This window comes from Frigoribacterium sp. UYMn621, from assembly GCF_040549525.1.
Lineage (GTDB): Bacteria > Actinomycetota > Actinomycetes > Actinomycetales > Microbacteriaceae > Lacisediminihabitans.
On record NZ_JBEPTM010000003.1, the window covers coordinates 297,268 to 317,209 of the forward strand.

Annotated in this window: 19 protein-coding genes; 14 read left to right on the forward strand and 5 right to left on the reverse strand. The window is 68.3% G+C overall.

The features are described from left to right. Nucleotides 1-13 precede the first annotated feature (13 nt). From ABIB54_RS07790 to ABIB54_RS07805, 4 genes are read left to right on the forward strand one after another with little or no spacing between them, the layout of a single operon-like run. Nucleotides 14-499 carry a ribose-5-phosphate isomerase gene (locus ABIB54_RS07790; protein WP_354574945.1) on the forward strand — a complete coding sequence of 162 codons (486 nt, stop codon included), beginning with the start codon at nt 14-16 and terminating at the stop codon, nt 497-499. A gap of 2 nt (nt 500-501) precedes the next feature. Beyond that, entirely contained in the window at nt 502-1,479 is a 978-nt protein-coding gene (locus tag ABIB54_RS07795) for an Fpg/Nei family DNA glycosylase (protein WP_354574946.1), read from the forward strand. A 24-nt stretch (nt 1,480-1,503) separates the two neighbouring features. Continuing rightward, entirely contained in the window at nt 1,504-2,124 is a 621-nt protein-coding gene (locus ABIB54_RS07800; RefSeq protein WP_354574947.1) for an FMN-binding negative transcriptional regulator, read from the forward strand. Then, nucleotides 2,121-3,590 carry an amidohydrolase gene (locus ABIB54_RS07805; protein WP_354574948.1) on the forward strand — a complete coding sequence of 490 codons (1,470 nt, stop codon included), beginning with the start codon at nt 2,121-2,123 and terminating at the stop codon, nt 3,588-3,590. The genes ABIB54_RS07800 and ABIB54_RS07805 overlap by 4 nt, the downstream gene beginning before the upstream one ends. A gap of 56 nt (nt 3,591-3,646) precedes the next feature. Here ABIB54_RS07805 and ABIB54_RS07810 read toward each other — a convergent pair whose 3' ends face one another. After that, the gene (locus tag ABIB54_RS07810) at nt 3,647-4,045 is read right to left on the reverse strand and encodes a nuclear transport factor 2 family protein (RefSeq protein ID WP_354574949.1); all 399 of its coding nucleotides are present in this window, start codon (nt 4,043-4,045) and stop codon (nt 3,647-3,649) included. After that, nucleotides 4,042-5,616, reverse strand: a complete 1,575-nt coding sequence (locus ABIB54_RS07815) for a purine-cytosine permease family protein (RefSeq protein WP_354574950.1) — start codon at nt 5,614-5,616, stop codon at nt 4,042-4,044. Before ABIB54_RS07815 ends, ABIB54_RS07810 begins: the two co-directional genes overlap by 4 nt. A gap of 96 nt (nt 5,617-5,712) precedes the next feature. On the opposite strand from ABIB54_RS07815, the gene ABIB54_RS07820 reads away from it, so the two are divergent. The 5 genes from ABIB54_RS07820 (at nt 5,713) to ABIB54_RS07840 (ending at nt 10,132) form a co-directional block, all read left to right on the forward strand. Further along, entirely contained in the window at nt 5,713-6,381 is a 669-nt protein-coding gene (locus ABIB54_RS07820) for a cyclase family protein (protein ID WP_354574951.1), read from the forward strand. 38 nt (nt 6,382-6,419) lie between these two features. Then, a complete protein-coding gene (speB, locus tag ABIB54_RS07825) occupies nt 6,420-7,358 on the forward strand; it encodes an agmatinase (protein WP_354574952.1) in 939 nt (312 codons plus the stop codon). A 19-nt stretch (nt 7,359-7,377) separates the two neighbouring features. After that, nucleotides 7,378-7,962 carry a helix-turn-helix domain-containing protein gene (locus tag ABIB54_RS07830; RefSeq protein ID WP_354574953.1) on the forward strand — a complete coding sequence of 195 codons (585 nt, stop codon included), beginning with the start codon at nt 7,378-7,380 and terminating at the stop codon, nt 7,960-7,962. Nucleotides 7,963-8,056: 94 nt separating this feature from the next. Beyond that, the gene (locus ABIB54_RS07835) at nt 8,057-9,406 is read left to right on the forward strand and encodes a sensor histidine kinase (protein WP_354574954.1); all 1,350 of its coding nucleotides are present in this window, start codon (nt 8,057-8,059) and stop codon (nt 9,404-9,406) included. A 57-nt stretch (nt 9,407-9,463) separates the two neighbouring features. Continuing rightward, nucleotides 9,464-10,132, forward strand: coding sequence for a response regulator transcription factor (locus ABIB54_RS07840; protein ID WP_354574955.1), 669 nt, complete (start codon nt 9,464-9,466; stop codon nt 10,130-10,132). A gap of 27 nt (nt 10,133-10,159) precedes the next feature. Here the strand turns inward: ABIB54_RS07840 and ABIB54_RS07845 are convergent, their stop codons facing one another. Then, on the reverse strand, nt 10,160-10,336 hold the full coding sequence (locus ABIB54_RS07845; protein WP_185200985.1) for a DUF2510 domain-containing protein: 177 nt from the start codon (nt 10,334-10,336) through the stop codon (nt 10,160-10,162). 143 nt (nt 10,337-10,479) lie between these two features. Beyond that, entirely contained in the window at nt 10,480-14,583 is a 4,104-nt protein-coding gene (locus ABIB54_RS07850; RefSeq protein ID WP_354574956.1) for an SCO7613 C-terminal domain-containing membrane protein, read from the reverse strand. Nucleotides 14,584-14,703: 120 nt separating this feature from the next. On the opposite strand from ABIB54_RS07850, the gene ABIB54_RS07855 reads away from it, so the two are divergent. After that, the gene (locus ABIB54_RS07855; RefSeq protein ID WP_354574957.1) at nt 14,704-15,357 is read left to right on the forward strand and encodes a pentapeptide repeat-containing protein; all 654 of its coding nucleotides are present in this window, start codon (nt 14,704-14,706) and stop codon (nt 15,355-15,357) included. A gap of 26 nt (nt 15,358-15,383) precedes the next feature. On the opposite strand, the gene ABIB54_RS07860 is transcribed toward ABIB54_RS07855, so the two are convergent. Next, a complete protein-coding gene (locus tag ABIB54_RS07860) occupies nt 15,384-15,929 on the reverse strand; it encodes an MOSC domain-containing protein (protein ID WP_354574958.1) in 546 nt (181 codons plus the stop codon). 103 nt (nt 15,930-16,032) lie between these two features. Here ABIB54_RS07860 and ABIB54_RS07865 point away from each other — a divergent pair, with 103 nt between their 5' ends. The 4 genes from ABIB54_RS07865 to ABIB54_RS07880 are packed head-to-tail and all read left to right on the forward strand — an operon-like array spanning nt 16,033 to nt 19,938. Continuing rightward, the gene (locus ABIB54_RS07865) at nt 16,033-17,169 is read left to right on the forward strand and encodes an acyl-CoA dehydrogenase family protein (protein WP_354574959.1); all 1,137 of its coding nucleotides are present in this window, start codon (nt 16,033-16,035) and stop codon (nt 17,167-17,169) included. Next, nucleotides 17,169-18,269: an enoyl-CoA hydratase/isomerase family protein gene (locus ABIB54_RS07870; RefSeq protein ID WP_354574960.1), complete on the forward strand. Its 1,101-nt coding sequence runs from the start codon at nt 17,169-17,171 to the stop codon at nt 18,267-18,269. The genes ABIB54_RS07865 and ABIB54_RS07870 overlap by 1 nt, the downstream gene beginning before the upstream one ends. Then, on the forward strand, nt 18,266-19,165 hold the full coding sequence (gene mmsB / locus ABIB54_RS07875) for a 3-hydroxyisobutyrate dehydrogenase (RefSeq protein WP_354574961.1): 900 nt from the start codon (nt 18,266-18,268) through the stop codon (nt 19,163-19,165). Before ABIB54_RS07870 ends, mmsB begins: the two co-directional genes overlap by 4 nt. Next, on the forward strand, nt 19,162-19,938 hold the full coding sequence (locus tag ABIB54_RS07880) for an enoyl-CoA hydratase (RefSeq protein ID WP_354574962.1): 777 nt from the start codon (nt 19,162-19,164) through the stop codon (nt 19,936-19,938). Before mmsB ends, ABIB54_RS07880 begins: the two co-directional genes overlap by 4 nt. Nucleotides 19,939-19,942 lie beyond the last annotated feature (4 nt).

Genomic DNA, 19,942 nt, shown 5'->3' on the forward strand with positions numbered 1-19,942 from the left:
TAAATTGGGAAGCATGCGCATCCATATCGCCACCGACCACGCCGGGCTCGAATTCAGCGAGGATCTGCAGCAGCACCTCCGTGCCGCCGGCCACGAGGTCGTCGACCACGGCCCGAAGGTCTATGACGCAGTGGATGACTACCCGAGCTTCTGCATCAACGCGGCGCGCGGCACCGTCGCGGACCAGGAGGCCGGCGTCGAGGCCCTGGGGATCGTGTTCGGCGGGTCGGGAAACGGCGAGCAGATGGCGGCCAATAAGGTGCTCGGCGCCCGTGCCGCCCTGGTCTGGAACGTGTCGACCGCGTTGCTGGCCCGCCAGCACAACGATGCGAATCTCATCGCGATCGGAGCGAGGCAGCACAGTGTCGACGAGGCGAAGCTCTTCATCGACACCTTCATCGGCGAACCATTCTCGGGTGAGGAGCGGCACGCTCGCCGCATCGCCCAGCTCTCCGAGTACGAGGCGACGGGCCTGATCGCCGGCCACGAGATCGACTGACAGTGCCAGAAGGCCATTCCGTCCACCGCATCGCCCGCCAGTTCGCCCGACACTTCGTGGGCAAGCAGACCGCCGTGTCCTCGCCGCAGGGCCGCTTCGCCGAGGGAGCGGCACTGCTCGACGGGCACAGCATGATCGACGCACGCGCCGTCGGTAAACAGATGTTCCTCGAATTCGACAACCACCTGTGGCTTCGGGTGCACCTCGGGCTCTACGGAGCCTGGGATTTCGCCGGCGACTTCACCGCGGATGCCACGGTCGCATCCGCCAATGGACGCATGGGCCAGACCAACCAGCGCGGCACGATCGTGGACCGGGATGCGGCCGAAGACTCGCTCTCGAGCATCGGCGCCCCGCGGCGCACCCGGCTGCGGATGTCGGAGCAGGAGGTGCTGCGCGACGCGGACACACCCTTCCCTCCCGACCCGATCGGCGCCGTTCGCGTGCGCCTGCTCACCCACGACACTGTCGCCGATCTGCGCGGACCCACAGCCTGCGAGGTACAGACACCGGAGCAGGTGGAAGCCTCCATCGCGAAACTCGGCCCGGATCCGCTGGTCGACAACCAGAAGGCGGGGGAGGAGCGGTTCGTCGGCGTCATCCACAAGAAGCCGACCCCGATCGCGCTGCTGCTCATGGACCAGTCGGTCGTCAGTGGCATCGGCAATGTCTATCGCGCAGAGCTGCTGTTCCGGGCCAGACTCAACCCGCACACCCCCGGAAAACTCGTGCCGGAGGAGACCCTGCGTGCCCTGTGGCGGGACTGGTGTCGGCTGCTCGCCATCGGCGTGAAGACCGGCCAGATGCTCACGATGGATGGACTCACCCCGGCGGCCCGACGCAAGGCTCTCGCGCACCGGGATGACCGGCACTGGGTCTATCACCGCGCCGGCCTGCCCTGCCGGGTGTGCGGCACGAACATCGCCTTGGAGGAGCTCGGCGGGCGCAAGCTCTACTGGTGCCCGACCGACCAGGCCTGAGTTTCTCTGCGCCAGAATGGGACCATGCGCTTCACGCCCGACTACCTGCTCACGGACCCGGACGAGGTGAAGCGGCTCATCCGCGAGAACCCCTGGGCCACGATCGTCTCCAGCCCCGCGACCGGAATGGTGGCCTCGCACTATCCGGTGTTGCTCGAGGAAGACGCCGAGGGCATCAGCATCGTCAGCCATGTCGGGCGTCCGGATGAGAGGCTGCATGAACTGGGCCAGCACGAGGTGCTGGTGATCATCCAGGGCCCGCACGGGTACGTCTCACCCGGATGGTACGAGTCCGAAGACTTCGTGCCCACCTGGAATCACGTCACCGCCCACCTCTACGGCACCCCTGAACTCCTGTCGGATGACGAGAACTTCACGGTACTCGGCCGGCTCGTCGATCATTTCGAACAGCGGATGCCCCAGCCGGTGTCGCTGCAGATCGATGAGTCCGCGGCCCGTCACATCGCCACCGGTACCGTCGGGTTGCGGTTGCGGGTCACGCGATTCGACGCCCGGCTCAAGCTGAGCCAGAACAAGGAGCCCGCCGTGGTCGAGCGAATCGTGAAACACCTCGAGGGTGACGGGGCCTACTCGAGCCCCTCGCTCGCTGCCGAGATGCGACGCGCGAACCCGGTCATCGCGTGACCGGGCTTGTGCTGCGCAACGGCCGAATCGAGGGGGCCGAGCCTGTCGATCTCCTCCTCGAGAACGGAGCCGTCACCCAAATCGGCTCGGGTCTCACCGCGAGCCGGTCCATCGACCTCGAGGGGCGTCATGTCGTGCCCGGGCTCTGGGACGACCACGTGCACCTCAGCCAGCATGCCCTCGCCCAGCGCCGGGTGGATGTGTCGGCGGCCGGTTCCGCAGCGGAGGCCGCGGCGATCATGGGCGCCGCCGCCATCGTGCGACCACCGGAGCCCGGGGTACCCCTTGTCGGATTCGGTTTCCGCGATGGACTCTGGCCGGACCTCCCGACGGCCGCGGTGCTCGACGAGGCAACCGGCGCGCTGCCGACCGTTCTCGTCAGCGGGGACCTGCACTGCTGCTGGCTGAACAGCGCGGCGCTCGACCGGTTCGGCTTCGGCGGTCACGCGACCGGCATCCTGCGGGAAGACGACGCCTTCCGGGTGACGGATTCGCTGCAGGATGTTCCGGACAGCGTGCTCGACGGCTGGGTGGCCGAAGCAGCCGCGACCGCGGCATCCCGGGGTGTCGTCGGGGTCGTGGACTTCGAGATGGCCGACAACCTCGCGGTCTGGGCCCGCCGGATGGCCGGAGGTTCGCGCGCCCTGCGGATCTCCGCCGGGATCTACACCGAGCACCTCGATGCGGCGATCACCGCCGGCCATCGCACCGGTCAGATCATGCCCGGCAGCGGTGAGCTGCTCGCGGTCGGGCCGTTCAAGATCCTCATCGACGGGTCCCTCAACACCCGAACGGCCTTCTGCGTCGACGAGTACCCGGGGCTCGAGGGGCATCAGCACTCCCACGGCATGCTCACCGTTGCTCCCGATGACCTCTTGCCCCTGTTGCGGCGGGTCTCGGGCGCGGGGCTTCTGCCCGCGGTGCATGCGATCGGCGATGACGCCAATCGCATCGCTCTCGACGCCTTCGAGGCAGCGGGATGCCACGGGCGCATCGAGCACGCTCAGCTGCTGCGCGACGCGGACCTTCCGAGGTTCGCCGCGCTCGGGGTCACCGCCAGCGTGCAGCCGGAACAGGCCATGGACGACCGCGATGTCGCCGACCGCTACTGGTCGGGCCGCACCTCTCGCGCCTTCCCGCTGCGGAGCCTCTTCGACGCGGGGGCGACAGTGGTGCTGGGGTCGGATGCGCCGGTCGCCCCGCTCGATCCGTGGATCACGATCGCCGCGGCGGTCGCACGGGCGCGCGACGGGCGCGCCGCGTGGCATCCGGAGCAGTCGATCACCGCGGCAGAGGCTGTTGGGGCATCGGCACACGGGCGGCGTCGTGTCGGCGCGGGGGATGTCGCCGACCTCTGTGTCGTCGACACAGACCCCCTCACGGCCAGTGGCGACGAGCTGCGCACGATGCCGGTGTCGGCGACCCTGATCGCCGGCCGGTTCACCCACGACACGCTCGGCGGGTAGCGGCACGCTCGGCGCCTAGCGGCACGGTCGGCGCCTAGCGGCACGTCTGGCGGGAGCTACTCCCGCTTCGAGAGGTGCTCGTGCACCCCGAGCCAGGCCCCGTCATCGAAGGCCAGCACAATCGTCTCGCGTTCGTGCGAGGTCTCCGCGACCCCCGCGACCTCGGCGTCGGTGTCGACATCGTGGCTGAACACCGCTACCGTCCCGAGCAGTTGGATGCGACGATTCGACGACCTGCACCCCCGCACGTGGAATCCCTCGGCCTCCCACTCCGCCCACAGCTCCTCGTAGGCTTTGCGGGCTTCGAGGCGGTGGTCAACGTTGTGGAACAGGAATGTGGCCTCCGGGGAGAATCCTGCGAAGTAGGCATCCCGACGGTGGTGGGCGAAGTCGTCGATGATGCGGTCCGCTGCGGCCAGGGCGTCCGCCTCGGTCGGCACGGTGGCGTCCATCATGACGCCGCTTCCGTCCGGCGGGCGGCGATCCGGGCTGCTGTGGAGGTGTGATCGGTCTCGATTGGGCGGGGTTCGCCCGGCAGGCTCCGCACTCCCCGCGGGCCCTCGTCCCCGAAGACGTAGCGCGGTTCGGGGAACAGCCAGAGAGCACCGAGGTACAGCACCGCGCCGGATACCACCGCAACAGCGAGGCTGAGGTCGATGCCGCCGCCGACGTTGATGAACGGTCCAATGATGATCGGCGGGTAGTTCGCGAAGAGCAGGCCGAGGGCCGCCGCGCCGAGCCACGCCACCATGCCGCGCCAGTTCACCCCGTTGCGGAACCAGTAGCTGCCGCCGATCTCGCCGCGGTTGAACACCTGGAGGTCACGGGGACGGAAGCTTCCGCGTCGCACGATGTATCCGATCGCCATGATCACCATCCACGGAGTCGTGGTCACGATGATCGCGCCCACGAAGGCGTTGACGGCGCCGAGCAGGTCGAAGAAGATCCGGCCGGTGAGGATGAACAGGAAAGCCACGACTCCGATGCCGATGGTGGCCTGCACCCGGCTGAACTTCGGGAACACCGAGGAGAAGTCGAGCCCGGTGCCGTAGAGCGAGGTGGTGCCGGTGGAGAGGCCGCCGATGAAGGCGACGACCATGAGCAGCACGGCGTACCAGATGGGTGAGGCCTGGATCAGTGCGACGACGTAGTCGCTCTTGCCGGCGACGATCGTGGCGGTCGCCACCCCGAACAGGAAGGGGATGAGGGTGAGCAGCTGCCCGAACAGCGTCGCGGCAAGGAGCTTGCGCGGGGGCGTGTTGCGCGGGATGTAGCGGGCCCAGTCGCCGAGGAAGGCGCCGAACGAGATGGGGTTCGATGCCACGATGAGGGCCGCGGCGACGAAGGTCGCCCAGAACCCGCCGAGGGCGAAGCCTTTCGGCCCGGGGTCGTAGGAGCTGTCGAAGGTGCCGCTGAAGGCGACGATCGCGAGCAGGATCAGGATGGTGTTGGCGATCACCGCTGTCTTGTTCACCAGCAACATGAACTGGAATCCGAAGACCACCACGACGATCACGATCACGCCGATGACACCGTAGACGAGGGTGCGAAGGCCGAGCGAGTCGGGGATGCCGCCGAGCCGGGTCAGCGCGCCAACGAGCGCGTCACCGCTCACCCAGACCGAGATCGAGTAGAACGCCACCGCCGTGAGGAGTGAGAGGAATGAGCCGACGATCCGACCGCGCACACCGAAGAAGGCGGCCGACGAGACGGCGTTGTTGGTTCCCGTCTTCGGGCCGAACAGTCCCATCGGCATGAGGAAGATGGTGCCGAGCAGCACACCGGAGACCGTCGCGAGCACCGCCTGCCAGAACGAGAGTCCGAGCACGATGGGGAAGGTGCCGAGCAGAACGGTGGCGAAGGTGTTGGCGCCGCCGAACTGGATTCGCAGCAGGTCGAGCCAGGTGGAGGTGCGGTCGGCGTCGGGAATCGTGTCGACCCCATGGACCTCCACCTCGGTGATCTTGGGGCGCGCGTTCAACACCTCGGTGGGGGAGTCGGGGCGGATATCGGGGCGTGTGCTCATGTGAAGTGCTTTCGACGAAGCGAACGGGCCCGGCGAGGGCTCGAGGGTTGGCCCGACACTAGCGGGGTGTTGTTCCATGTGCAATAGTTTTTGACTATGAAGCTAAAAGCGGTCGTCGATCTCTCGCTGGTGGTCAATGCCACGACGCAGGTCTACCCCGGCGATCCCGTGCCGCGATTCCGCCCCCACTCCACGATCGAGCACGACGGATTCAACCTGCTCAGCGTCTCGATGGGGTCCCAGACCGGCACCCACGTCGACGCGCCGTTCCACTTCGATGCCGACGCGCCCAAACTCGATGAATTGCCCCTCGACCGGTTCATCGGTCCGGGCGTGGTCGTCGACGCCCGGAGAGCCGGGGCACGCGGGCGCATCACGTGGGACTACTTCGCCGGGCTCGAACATGCGCTGGTGGCCGGGAGCATCGTGCTGCTCCACACCGGGTGGAGTGCCCACTACGGCACCGACGAATATTTCGAGAATCCCTTCCTCGATGCGGACGCGTGTGCACGCCTCATCGCCCTCGGGGTGCGCACCTTCGGGATCGACGCGATCAATATCGACGAGACTCCCGATGACGACCATCCCGGCGAGGGCTTCCCGGTGCATCACCTCATCGCCGATGTCGCCGGTGTGATCAGCGAGAATCTCACTAACCTTCAGTCGATCGACTTCGAGGACCCGCTCATCTCCCTGCTGCCCATCGCCTTCGAAGCCGCCGATGGCGCTCCCGTGCGCGCCGTCGCATTGCGGGTTGCCGACTGACCTTTCCGTCGCACGAACCCTCCAACAGGAAGAACCCCATGACAACACCCCTCGGACCATCGGATGCGAGCGTCTCGCCCCGATACGCCGGCATCGCCACCTTCGCCCGTCTCCCGCGGATCGAAGACGTGCCCCGCGCCGACATCGCGGTCGTCGGCGTGCCATTCGACAGCGGAGTGAGCTACCGTCCGGGCGCCCGGTTCGGGCCGGCGCACGTTCGCGAGGCATCCCGCCTGCTGCGCCCCTACAACCCGGTGCAGGATGTGGAGCCGTTCTCGACCCAGCAGATCGTGGACGCGGGGGACATCGCTGCCAACCCGTTCAACATCGAGGAGGCAGTCGCCCAGATCGAGGAGGCGGCAACGCGGCTCGGCGCCGACGGCACCCGCCTTCTCACCATCGGCGGGGACCACACCATCGCCCTGCCACTGCTCCGGGCCGTCACCAAGCGCACCGGCCCGGTAGCCGTGCTCCACTTCGACGCTCACCTCGACACCTGGGACACCTACTTCGGTGCCCCGGTGACCCACGGAACCCCCTTTCGTCGGGCCTCAGAGGAGGGGCTCATCGACCTCGAGGCGAGCCTGCACATCGGCATCCGCGGTCCCCTCTACAGCCGGCAGGACCTCACGGATGATGCCCGCCTCGGTTTCGCCGTCATCGCCGCCCACGAGTTCGAGACCGACGGCCTGGCGCGGGTCATCGAACGGATGCTCGCCCGGCTCGGCGACAGGCCGGTGTACATATCGGTCGACATCGATGTGCTCGACCCGTCCCACGCCCCGGGAACGGGCACCCCAGAGGCCGGTGGATTGACGAGTCGCGAGCTGCTCGCGATCATCCGTGCCCTCAGCCCGCTGACGATCGTCGGAGCCGACGTCGTGGAGGTCGCCCCGGCCTACGATCACGCTCAGGTGACGGCTGTCGCCGCCTCACACGTCGCGTATGAGATCCTTTCAGCGATGACACCCCGCTGATCCGACCGGAGAACCGTACATGCGAGCAGTCCACCCCGCGCCATCGGGATCCCCGCTCGCCATCGGCGCCAAGCTGCGGGCGACGAGACTGGCGCAGTCCCTCACCATGGCGGACGTCGCCACGGCGAGCGGGCTGAGCACCGGCTTCATCAGTCGGGTGGAGCGCGATGAGACCTCACCGAGCGTGTCGACCCTCGTCACGCTGTGCCAGGTGCTCTCGCTCAAACTCGGTTCGCTGTTCGAGCCGCCGGAGAACGAGGTCGTCGCGCTCGCCGAGGCACCGCGCATCAACATGGGCGGCATCGGCGCGGTGGAGAAGCTGCTCACTCCGCGCAGCGAGGCTCGGGTGCAGTTGCTGCGGTCGGTGCTCGAGCCCGGCGCGTCCGGAGGGGAAGAGCTCTACACGATCAACTGCGACGTCGAGGTGCTTCACGTTGTGCGGGGGAGCCTCCGGGTGCGGTTGGTCAGCGGTCGGGTCGATCTCGCGGAGGGGGACACCATGACCTTCGCCGGACGCGAACCGCACTCCTGGGACAACGAATCCGACGCCGAGACCGAGCTGATCTGGACCATCGTCCCGGCGGCCTGGAGCGGATCCTCCTAAACCGGCGAGCTCTGCACGCCCGGGGGCTAACCCCACTCCACACCGGTGTGGCTACCGGATGTCGCGCGGCGCGGCCGTTCGCGAGGCTTGCTCCATGACCTCCACCGACTCTGCCACTCTGGACCCTGTGACCATCACAGTTCCGCGCCCGCGATCCCTGTACGGGAGTCTCTGGCGCGCTGTGCCGCGGGAGCTCGGGTTCCTGCTGCTCACCCTTCCCCTCGTCATCGTGTCGTTCACGGTGCTGGTCACCGGCATTTCCACCGGCTTCGGCACCCTGGTGACCTTCTTCGGCATCTTCCTGATCATCGGTTCGCTCTGGGCGGCGCGCGGATTCGGGATGCTCGAACTCCTGCGCCTCCGCTGGGCGGGTCGTCCCGCCATCGCCGGCCCGGACTGGACGAAACCGACCGCCACAGGCTTCTGGGCGAGGCTCTTCGGCACCCTGCTCAACCCGCACTACTGGCTCTACCTGTTGCACGGCCTCGTCGTCAACTTCGCGGTCGGACTGTTCACCTGGATCCTGTCCTTCACGTGGACCGTCGTCGCATTGTCCGGCCTCAGCTACTGGTTCTATTCCCGGTTCATTCCCACCGGGCGCGGGGACTGGCACGTTTCCGATTGGATCGCTCGAACCTTCGCCCCGGGCTGGACCCCCGATCCGGTGCTCGCCGACGACCTCGTCTTCCTCGCCATCGGGGTGATCTTCGCGGTCACACTGCCGTTCATCACCCGCGGAATGACGATGCTCCACTACCTGGTCGCTGTGGGGATGCTCGGACGCTTCCGCATCGCCGAGCTGCAGGGCGAAGTCGCCGATCTCTCGGCGTCGCGGACGGCCGCCGTGTCGGCCGAGGGGACCGCGCTCCGTCGCCTCGAGCGCGACATCCACGATGGGCCACAGCAGCGGCTCGTCCGACTGCAGATGGATCTGGCTGCGGCAGAGCGCCAGCTCGCCTCGGACCCGGATGCCGCGCGCACCCTCATCGCCGAGGCACGGGACCAGTCCCGTGAGGCGCTCGAAGAGCTTCGGGCGCTGTCGCGCGGCTTCGCCCCACCCATCCTGCTCGATCGTGGCCTGATCGCCGCGCTCGAATCCCTTGCGGTACGCAGCCCCGTGCCGGTGACGCTGGTGAACGCGCTTCCCACGCCGGTGCTGCTGCCACAGGAGATCGAGCGAAACGCGTATTTCGTGGCGAGTGAGCTGCTCACCAACGTGGCTAAGCATGCCTCGGCGACCTCGATCGCGCTGCGAGTCGGGCTGGGCGACGGAGGTGGCCTCGAGATCTCGGTGACGGATGACGGCCGGGGCGGTGCGACGGTCGTGGCCGGGCACGGGCTGGCCGGGCTCGAGGAGCGCCTCCGCGGTCTCGGGGGCCATCTGGTGCTGAAGAGTCCCGACGGCGGTTCGACCGTCGTCTCCGCTCTCCTGCCCCTCTCCTGAGCGCAGCTCCTGGCCCCCCTCCCGAACGCCGAGGCCACCGGCCCCTAGGGTGGTGGCGTGACCGAATCGACCGAAGCCTCCGCTCCTCTCCGAGTGCTCGTGGCGGACGACTCCGTCCTGCTGCGGGAGGGGCTGGTGCGCGTGCTCGTGGAGGCCGGACTCGAGGTCGCGGGCTCCTACCCGGATGCCGATTCGTTGCTCGCGCAGCTCGAGTCGATGAACCCCGACCTGATCGTGCTCGACGTGCGGATGCCGCCCACCTTCCGGGACGAGGGGGTGCGCGCCGCCATCCGAGCCCGGCAACTGATGCCGAGGCTCGGCATCCTGTTGCTGTCGCAGTACGTGGAGATCGCGTACGCGCAGGAACTGCTGTCTTCGGGCACCGGCGGGATCGGGTATCTGCTGAAGGATCGCGTCGCATCACTCGCGGAGCTCGAAGAAGCGATCGAACGGATCGCGTCGGGCGGAACTGTGCTTGACCCCGAAGTCGTTGCACAGTTACTCGGGCGCCGACACGACCCGCTCGGCTCGCTCACGCCCAGGGAACGTGAAGTCTTGACTCACATGGCGGAGGGTCGCACGAATGCGGCGATCGCGGCAGCCATGGTCGTCGGTACTGGGGCGGTGGAGAAGAACGTCACGTCGATCTTCCAGAAGCTGGGGCTCGACGATTCGGGCAACGACCACCGGCGAGTGCTTGCGGTACTGGCCTGGCTGCAGCGCTGATTGCTCAGGCTGCGGGTGAAGCGTCACTCAGCGAGCGGCCACCAGGTTCGACTCCTCGGCGTCGGGCGTCGCCATCTGGATCTCCGGTCGGTGTTCTTCGATCCGGTTCGTCCAGCTGAGGCCATTCCACCAGCGCAGCTGGGGAAGGCCGAGCGGGTCGCGGTACCAGCCGGCGGGTACGGGGGAGTTGTTCACTGAAGGCATCGGGGAGCTCCTGTGGGGATTTGCCCTACCGCAGGGGGCATTTCGGGTGCGGTGTGATCACGATAGTCCCCCTTAGGGGGGACAGCACAGACCCCCGAATGGGGGGTGTGGGAAATCCTCGGTTCGAGATGCGGCACGGGCTCTCAGCGGAGGGCGCGGATGCGCAGTGCGACGCTTTTCATCCCCAGGACGCTCTTCTCGAATCGGGCCGCGAAGACCACGACCGCGATGCCGACGGGCACGAACCAGAGCCACCATTCCACCGATTCGTAGATCACACGGATCTGCGGTGCGAAGGTCGCGACCGCATGCACCAGCACGACGACGACGGCGATCAGGAACGGCGCCTGCAGGCGGAGGATCGCACTCACGACGATGATCGCCACGGCCACCACCCCGAGGCCCACGAGCCTGAAGAGGGGCGGCTGGCCGGCGGTCGCGATGAGCGAGGGGAGGAGCAAGGCGGCGATCCCCGGTGCGAGCCACGGCCAGGTTCGGGCCGTCGACACCCGCGAGAGCGTGATCGCGCCGGTGAGGATGAGCGCAACGGCCACCGGCACGGAGGCGACCTCGACGACGTCGATGGCTCCCGTGACGAGGGCCCCGATGCCCGCAACAGCGGCTCCGGCGATCGCAATCCACGCGACCGAGTGCGTGAAGGGGGCGCGACGCAGGAGGAAGGCGACCACGTGCACGGCACAGAGGAGCAGTATCACCCCGACCGCCCGGATTCCGCCGAGGGAGGTCGCGTCGAGCGCGGCGAGCTCGAAGGCGAGGAGGATCACGAGCGCGAGCACCCCGAGCACCTGGCTCGCCACGGCGCGCCAGGCTGCGCTGTAGTCCCCCCGATCCCGAGCCTGACCGATCGCGGCCACGAGCAGCAGGACCAGACCCGCCACCAGCACGCCGTCGAGTCGGATGTCGGGTGCACCGGGTTGCGTGACGAGGGTTGTACTCTGACCGACTTCGACGGTGATGACCCCGAGTGCGCCGGCGAGGCCGATCGAGTCGAGATAGGGGCGCGCCGCGGTGGTGCCGCGAGGGATGCTGCCCACGAGCAGCAGTGCTGCCGAAATTGCTCCGGTCAGAAGGGCGCGAAGCGGTGGACCGGTCGCTCCGCTCGCCGCGAGCGGGAGAATTGACGCGAGCAGAGCCACGAGGGTGATCGCCGGCGCGACGAGACTCGGCCCGGACGCGGTCGTCACGGGCGTCGCGCGCCAAACCGACAGCGCCACGAGCAGGAGCACGCCAGAGAGCGGCAAGACGTAGGGTTCGAGATTCGTGATGCCGGAGCTCACGAGCTGCCACCAGAGTCCGGCCGTCGCCAGAGCGAGGGAGACCCAGCCGATGTAGCGTCTGGGGGACGCCGAACCCACCAGCCCGTCGGGACTCGTCGCCAGCACCAGGGCGACGAGCGCGGCGACGAGGAGCACGAGCCAGGTCGCCGAGTCCTGGCGGGTCACGCCGACGACGACGCTCGGAACGGCGACCAGAAGCACTCCGAGTTCCCGCGCCCATCGTCGACCGAGCCGCCCATTTCGGTTCGGAGCCGCGTTTGTGTCTTCCGCTGCGAGCTTCCCTGGTTCGAGGGTGCTCGGCCGGACGCGGCGAGCCGCGACGACGAGGGTCCCGACCGCGGCGAGAAGGGCGGCGGTGATCGGCCCGACCGATCGAACGAGTTCCGGCAGCCCGATCACCCGGGCGAAGGAGTCCACCACCAGCGAGAGCACGGGGGAGAGCGCGATCGATGCGACGACCCGTTCGACTGCCAGCCCCGAACCCTTCGTCCCCGAACCTGCCAGCTCCCGGCCCGGTGGGCGCGACGCCACGAGGAGCAGTGCCACCAGGAGGGCCGCACTCGCCGCAAGGCTCGTGCCCGGTTCTGGCAGCAGCAGCGACATCCGTTCGCTCGCAGAGAGCGACCAGAGCGACAGGGCGAGCACGCCGAAGGAGGCCGTTGCGGCGGCGAGGCCGACCCAGAACACCACCCGCCGATCGAGCCGTGAGAAACCCGCCGTCAGCCGGAACGCGGAGACACCGATCAGCACTATCGCGGCACAACCGACGAAGCGCAGGGCGTTGGAGGAATCGACAGGGGAATCCGGCTGAAGAGGGAGAGCCAGTTGGCGTGCCGCCGCGGCCGACCCGATGAGCACGATGATCGCGGCGGTGCCGGCCGCCGTGGCGCGACCGAGGGGACTGCCCGGGAGAAGCCGTGAGGCGAGGAGCAGCGCCACAGCGGCGAGCGAACCGATCCACCAGGTGGAGGTGCTGCCCCAGGAGACGACATAACCCAGCACCCCGGAGACGGCGAGGAGCACCATCGCAGGCGCTCGAAGCCGGGTGAAGCGCCGGTAGCGATGAGAGAGCAGAAGCCCGGTGAGCGCCACCGCGGCACTCACGAGCCACGCGGCCACGACCGCGGCCACCGTGACCGCGAGCGGAACGGCGACGACCAGGACGACGGCGGCGAACCCGCCAAGGATGCTGTCACGAGACCGGACGGCACCGCCGGCCGCCCAGACCGCCGCCGTCATCAGTCCACAGGCCGCCAGCGCCGTGACCGCGAGCACGTCGAGGCTGGTTGCGCGAAACACTTCGTCGTTCGGCCCCAGCGACCAGGCCGACGAGATGCTGCGGGATACCGCGCTCACGACGGAGGAGACGCTCACACCCAGGGGGTAGAGCAACGCGAACGCCGCCACGGTTGCGGCCGAGACGGTGGCGACCGCGAGGCTGCGGCGATGCGTGATCACGGTGCCCGGGGAGTGTCTGGATCGCCGCCAGAGCCATTCCCCCGCGAGGGTGGCCAGCACGGCCCAGACCGGGGCGAGGATCACGACCGCGGTGAGGTCGCCGAAGCGGAGTGCTCCCGCGGCAACGGCCACTGCTGCGCTCACCCCGGCGACAGCGGCGAAGACTCTGGCGAAGCCAGCGGCGACGACGGTGGCGGCGGAGACGGTTGCGGCGGAGACGGTGGTGGGGAGCCCAGAAGGATCGCGGGGATCTGAGCCCACGAGCCTGGCCTGAAGGGCGCTGAGCACCGCCACCACCAGGTACGCCGGTGTCGACGCCCAGGGCCGGCCGGGCGCCAGCGTCGCGGCCGCGACGAGCGCGCCGACCAGGGCTCCGCCGGTGAAACCGAGCACCAACAGGCGCTCGGCACGACCGGAGAGGGCCGCTCGTGTGGCGGTCGCCGGGCGCCCGGTGAAGCGATGCGCGACGCCCGCCAGTGCCGCAGCGGCGAACGCGACGAAGACCCGGGTGCCGTCATCCGCGCCATCGGCCAGTCCGCCGACCACCAGGGCGGTCCCCGGAACCATGGCCACGAATCCGATCAGGTGGGCGGTGCGGAGACCGGAGAATCGGTGCCACGCCAGGAAGCCCGCTGCGGTCACGAGCAGGGTCGCTCCCCAGAACGCAGTGACGTCCGTCGACCCCAACGAGAAGAAGTCGTTGGCGCGGATGGCGAAGGCGTCGAGATAGACGAGAACCACCGCGAGCACCGCGATGCCCTCGGCGGTCGAAGCGAGAGAGCGGCGGCGCAGCGTCGAGGCGACCACGAAGGAGGCGATCGTGACGCCGGCGATGACGAGCGATCGGCCCAGGATGCCGAAATTGATGAAGGCATAGACGAGGAAGAAGATCGCTGCGACCGACAGGAGTGAGATGCCGACGATGAGCAGGATCACCTGCACGCTCGAGCGTCGGGGAGCCGGTGCCCTCGGGTCGGTCGTCTGAGGGTGTGCCCCCTCGGGGGCAGACGGCTCCGGTCGAGTCGCCCCGCGGACGTCGGCGGGGGTGCCGCCCGCTCGCGCAGCGGGCGCCAGCGGAGCGGAAATGAGGGCACCGAAGGAGTCCGTTGCAGCCGCCGACAAGGCGGGGGCATCATCCCGCGCCCGCATGCTCGCCTCCCGCTGCGCCTCCCGCTGCGCCTCCAGCGCGACTATGGCCCGCCCCGTGTCGTAGCGGATCCTGCCGATGACCTCGAGGCGTCGGTCGAGGAGCTCTGCGCTCTGCTGGGAGAGGGTGGCGAGCTCGGCGGCTGCGGGATGAGAGAGGTCCAGTCGGCAATCCTGGCAGGCCCCGTCTACCAGCGGCGAGAAACAGGCGGGGCATCGCGCGGCGTCGGTGAGGTCGGCGGGAGTGCGCGGGAACAGCACACGGCCGGCGAAGCGGCGAAGATCGAGCCCGGTCGGCGTGCCTCCAGGGGCACCCGGAGCGCTCGGTGGATCTGTCTCGGCCATGTCTTGGTTCCCCCTCGAACGGCGTCCGATCAGGTTAGTGGCTGGCGAGCGCGAGGATCAATCAGCTCGCGATTCGGTGCAGGAACGGATGGCCCAGGCCGAGGTGGAAGAGTGGAGGGCGTGACCGCTCCCGCCAAAGCCCCCCGGATGCCGTTCCTCTCCCTCCCGCCCCTCGACGAGACCGACGGCACACTGCTCACCCGCAGCGACGAGAGGGACCGCGAGCACTACGGGGAGAGCGACCTCACCGGATACGACCTCACGGCCAGCCTCTTTACCGAGTGCGACTTCTCGGCGGTGACCCTTGACGACGCACAATTGCGGGGCGCACGGTTCGTCGAGTGCCGCCTCTCGGACTCCTTCGCCCCCTCGCTGCTCGCCGCGCGCACGACCTGGCGTGAGGTGGTGATCGTCGATCCCCGCTGGGGTTCGGCGGAACTCTTCGAGGCGAACATCACCTCACTGCATCTGCGTGGGGGCAAGATCGACTACCTCAATCTGCGCACATCCACCATCACCGACCTGCTGATCGAAGACTGCACGATCACCGACCTCGATCTCGGAGGCTGCCGCGGCACGCGCATCGCCCTGCGCAACTGCCGGGTGGAGACTCTGGATGTCACCAGGGCGACGCTGGCGGATGTCGACCTCAGATCGACGAGCCTCGCAACGGTGAACGGACTCGAGGGCTTGAGGGGTGTCACGATCGACGACTACCAGCTCTCCCTGTTCGCCCCGCTCCTCGCTTCCCACCTCGGTCTCATCGTCGACTGATGCACACCACCGGCGCGACTCGGCGATCAGACCGCGACCAGCGCACGAAAGGGCTCCGCCGGCAGAGTGACCCGCAGGGAATCCCCGGGGAGCACCACCCCTCCGCTGAGCACGATGCCCATGATGCCCGCCCGTGACTGCGTGCGGCCCGACTCATCCACCCCGAACACCGCCTTCACCAGTCCGGGCTGGAAGCCGTTGATCTGGCTGCAGGGGCTTCGCTTGCCGGTGATCTCGATGCTCGCTTCGCCGCCCAGGTGCAGGATGCTTCCGGTGGGCAGCCCCATCAGGTCGATTCCGCGCGTCGTCACGTTCTCGCCGAGCTCACCCGGTGCGATCACCCAGCCGGCTGTCGCGAGGTCGTCATAGAGCTCGACGCCGATCAGGTGAACCTGGCAGAGATTGGCCCGCGTCGGGTCCTTCTTCACGAGATACCGGTGCTGTGTCGTCGCCCCACAGTGCGCATCGCCGTCGATTCCGAGACCGTCGAGGAGCACTATCCGGTCCACCACGGGCTTGCTGAACCGGTGACGGTCATCTCGGCTCACCGAGACCACGGAAGGAGTGCGCATATGGTCATTCTCGCAAGCGGCGCGGCCCTCATCATTCGCATTTTTCTGAAAGTACTCGGAAGTCCTAGTAAAAATACTCGGAAGTCCTAGTAAATTGGGGGAGATGTACGGAGTAACCGAAGACCAGGCGGCGATCGTTCAGATGGTGCGCCAATTCGCCACCGAATCGCTCGCGCCGCACGCGACCGAGTGGGACGAGACCCACCACTTTCCCGTCGACGTGCTGCGCCAAGCGGGCGAGTTGGGCATGGGCGGCATCTACTCTCGGGAGCAATTCGGCGGATCGGGTCTCAGCCGAGCCGACTCTGTGCTCATCTTCGAAGAGCTGGCCAAGGGCGACACCACGATCGCGGCCTACATCTCGATCCACAACATGGTCACCTGGATGATCGACAGCTTCGGCACGGACGAGCAGTGTGCCGAATGGGTGCCGCAGCTCGCCTCGATGGAGGCCCTCGGCAGCTATTGCCTCACCGAGCCCGGGGTCGGATCGGACGCCGCCGCCCTCAGTACCCGGGCGGTGCGCGACGGAGACGACTACGTGATCGACGGCGTCAAGCAGTTCATCTCCGGAGCGGGGACATCGGCGTTCTACATCGTGATGGCACGCACCGCCGATACCGGCAGCCATGGCATCAGCGCCATAGTGGTGCCGGACGGCACTCCCGGACTCAGCTTCGGACCGCTGGAGAAGAAGATGGGCTGGCATGCCCAGCCGACCAGGCAGGTCTTCTTCGACGGGGTGCGGGTGCCCGTCGCGAACCTGCTCGGCCAGGAGGGCGACGGATTCGGTATCGCGATGAGCGGGCTGGACGGCGGGAGGGTCAACATCGGCGCCTGTTCGCTGGGAGGCGGCCAGGTGGCGCTCGATAAGAGCGTCGCGTACCTCAAGGAACGCAGGGCCTTCGGAGCTCCACTGATCGAGCAACAGGCACTGCTCTTCCAGCTCGCCGACATGGACACCGAACTCGAATCGGCACGCACGCTCCTCGCCCGGGCGGCGGATGCCCTCGACCGCGGCGATGCGGACAAGGTGCGGCTCTGCGCGATGGCGAAACGGGTCGCGACCGACGCGGGATTCAGCGTCGCCAACTCGGCCATCCAGCTGCACGGCGGCTACGGTTATCTGGCGGAGTACGGACTGGAACGCATCGTGCGAGACCTGCGAGTGCACCAGATCCTCGAAGGGACCAACGAGATCATGCGACTCATCATCGGCCGAAGCCTGGCGGAAGCCTGATGGGCCAGGGGACGTCGACCGACGAGGACGTGCTGGTCGAGCGCCGCGGACGGCTCGGCCACATCGTCGTGAACCGGCCGAAGGCGATCAACGCCCTGACTCACGGGATGGTGCAGACCATCGCGGCGACGCTGGATGGGTGGGAGCACGACGACTCCGTGTCGACAGTTCTCATCACGGGCGCGGGGGAACGAGGCCTGTGTGCCGGCGGTGACATCGTCGCGATCTACACGGACGCGAAAGCCGGCGGTGACGAGTCGGCGAAGTTCTGGGCCGATGAGTACGCGCTCAATGCCCACATCGCCAGGTACACCAAGCCCTACGTGGCAGTGATGGACGGCGTGGTGCTCGGCGGAGGGGTGGGGATCTCCGCGCACGGATCCGTGCGCATCGTCACCGAGCGCAGCAGGGTGGGCATGCCGGAGACGGGAATCGGGTTCGTTCCGGATGTCGGCGGCACCTTCCTGCTCTCGCGCGCGCCCGGAGAGCTCGGCACCCACCTCGGACTCACCGCCGGTACGGTCACCGGGGCGGATGCGATCGCCCTCGGCCTCGCCGACCACTTCGTGCCGAGCGAGGCGCTCGCCGGCCTCGCCATCGCGCTGGAAACACGCGATGCTGCGGAGGCGGTCGCCGCCGTTGCCACGACTCCGCCGGTATCCGCTCTGCTCGAGCAGCGGGAGTGGATCGATGCCTGCTACGCCTCTGACGACGCCACGGAGATCGTGGAGCGGCTTTCGGCCTCACCGGTCGAAGCCGCCAGGGCCGCGGCATCCGCGATTCTCGCCAAATCGCCGACGGCGGTGAGCGTCACTCTGGAGTCCCTGCGCCGGGCACGAGCGCTCGGAACGCTCGAGGAGGTGCTCGACCAGGAGTTCCGCGTCTCCGTGCGTTTCGCTCGGGGCACGGAGCTCGTGGAGGGCGTGCGCGCCCAGGTGATCGATAAGGACCGCACCCCGCACTGGTCGCCGCCGGCTCTGGTCGACGTGACCCGGGGCGATATCGAGGCCTACTTCGCGGGCCTCGACGGCAGCGAACCCCCGATTCACGAACTCGGCCTGTCATCGACGACAGCCGCCGCAGACAGGAGAACCCCATGACCAGAATCGCTTTTCTCGGACTCGGCAACATGGGCGGCCCGATGGCCGCCAACCTCGTGAAGGCCGGTCACCAGGTGGTGGGCTTCGACCCGGTGCCCGCCGCGCTCGACCACTCCACGCAGAACGGCGTCACCGCCGCGCCGGATCCGGGCTCGGCAGTTTCCGGCGCCGAGGTGGTCATCACGATGTTCCCGAGCGGAAAGCATGTGATCGACGCCTACTCCGATGGGCTGCTCGCCGCAGCAGCCCCTGGCACCCTCTTCATCGACTCCTCGACGATCGACGTGGAGGATGCCCGCACGGCACGGTCCCTCGCCGTCGCCGCGGGCCACCGGGGGATGGATGCGCCGGTCTCGGGCGGTGTCGGGGGAGCGGCCGCCGGCACCCTCACCTTCATGGTCGGAGCGGATGTCGCGGACTTCGCCGCGGCGGAGCCGATCCTCTCCGTGATGGGCGGCCGGATCGTGCACTGCGGAGACTCCGGTGCAGGCCAGGCCGCGAAGATCTGCAACAACCTGATCCTCGGCGTCTCGATGATCGCCGTGAGCGAGGCATTCGTGCTCGGTGAGAAACTCGGCCTGTCGAACCAGGCGCTCTTCGATGTGGCGTCCACGGCCTCCGGCCAGTGCTGGGCCCTCACGACCAACTGCCCGGTGCCGGGACCGGTGCCGGCGAGCCCCGCCAATCGCGACTACCAGCCCGGTTTCGCGGGCGCCCTGATGGCGAAGGACCTCGGGCTCGCGCTCGGGGCGCTGGAATCGACCGGCACCGCCGCCGAACTCGGGCCGCTCGCGGCATCCATCTACCGGCGATTCGCGGACGAGGGCGGCGCCGGCCTCGACTTCTCGGCCATCATTAACACCATCCGTGAGAACTCCGAGGGCAGGGCAGCATGACCGACTACGAGAACATCCTGCTCGAACGACGCGGACGCGTCGGCCTCATCACCCTCAACCGGCCGGAGGCGCTCAACGCTCTGAACCTCGCCCTGATGAACGACGTCGTGGCGGCCGCGACCGAGCTCGATGCGGACGCCGGGATCGGAGCCATCGTGATCACCGGATCGGCCCGCGCCTTCGCCGCCGGAGCGGACATCAAGGAGATGTCGACGCAGAGCTACATGGAGATGTATCTCGCCGATTGGTTCTCCGGGTGGGACAGGCTCGCGGCCGTGCGCACGCCGCTCATCGCCGCGGTCTCCGGGCACGCCCTCGGCGGGGGATGCGAGCTCGCCATGATGTGCGACTTCATCATCGCCTCCGACACCGCCAAGTTCGGCCAGCCGGAGATCAAGCTCGGCGTGATCCCCGGCATCGGCGGCTCCCAGCGGCTCGCCCGGGCGGTCGGCAAGGCCAAGGCCATGGAACTCATCCTCACCGGTCGCACCATCGACGCGAACGAGGCGGAGCGGGCCGGTATCGTCGCACGGGTCGTGGCCGCCGACATGCTGCTCGACGATGCGCTCGCCACCGCGACGACCATCGCCGGCATGTCCCTGCCGATTGCGATGCTCGCGAAGGAGGCCGTGAACGCGGCCTTCGAGACCACGCTGGATGCCGGCATCCGATTCGAACGCCGGGTCTTTCATTCCGTATTCGCCACCGATGACCAGAAGGAGGGGATGCGCGCCTTCATCGAGAAGCGCTCCCCGCACTTCACCAACAGCTAGGACG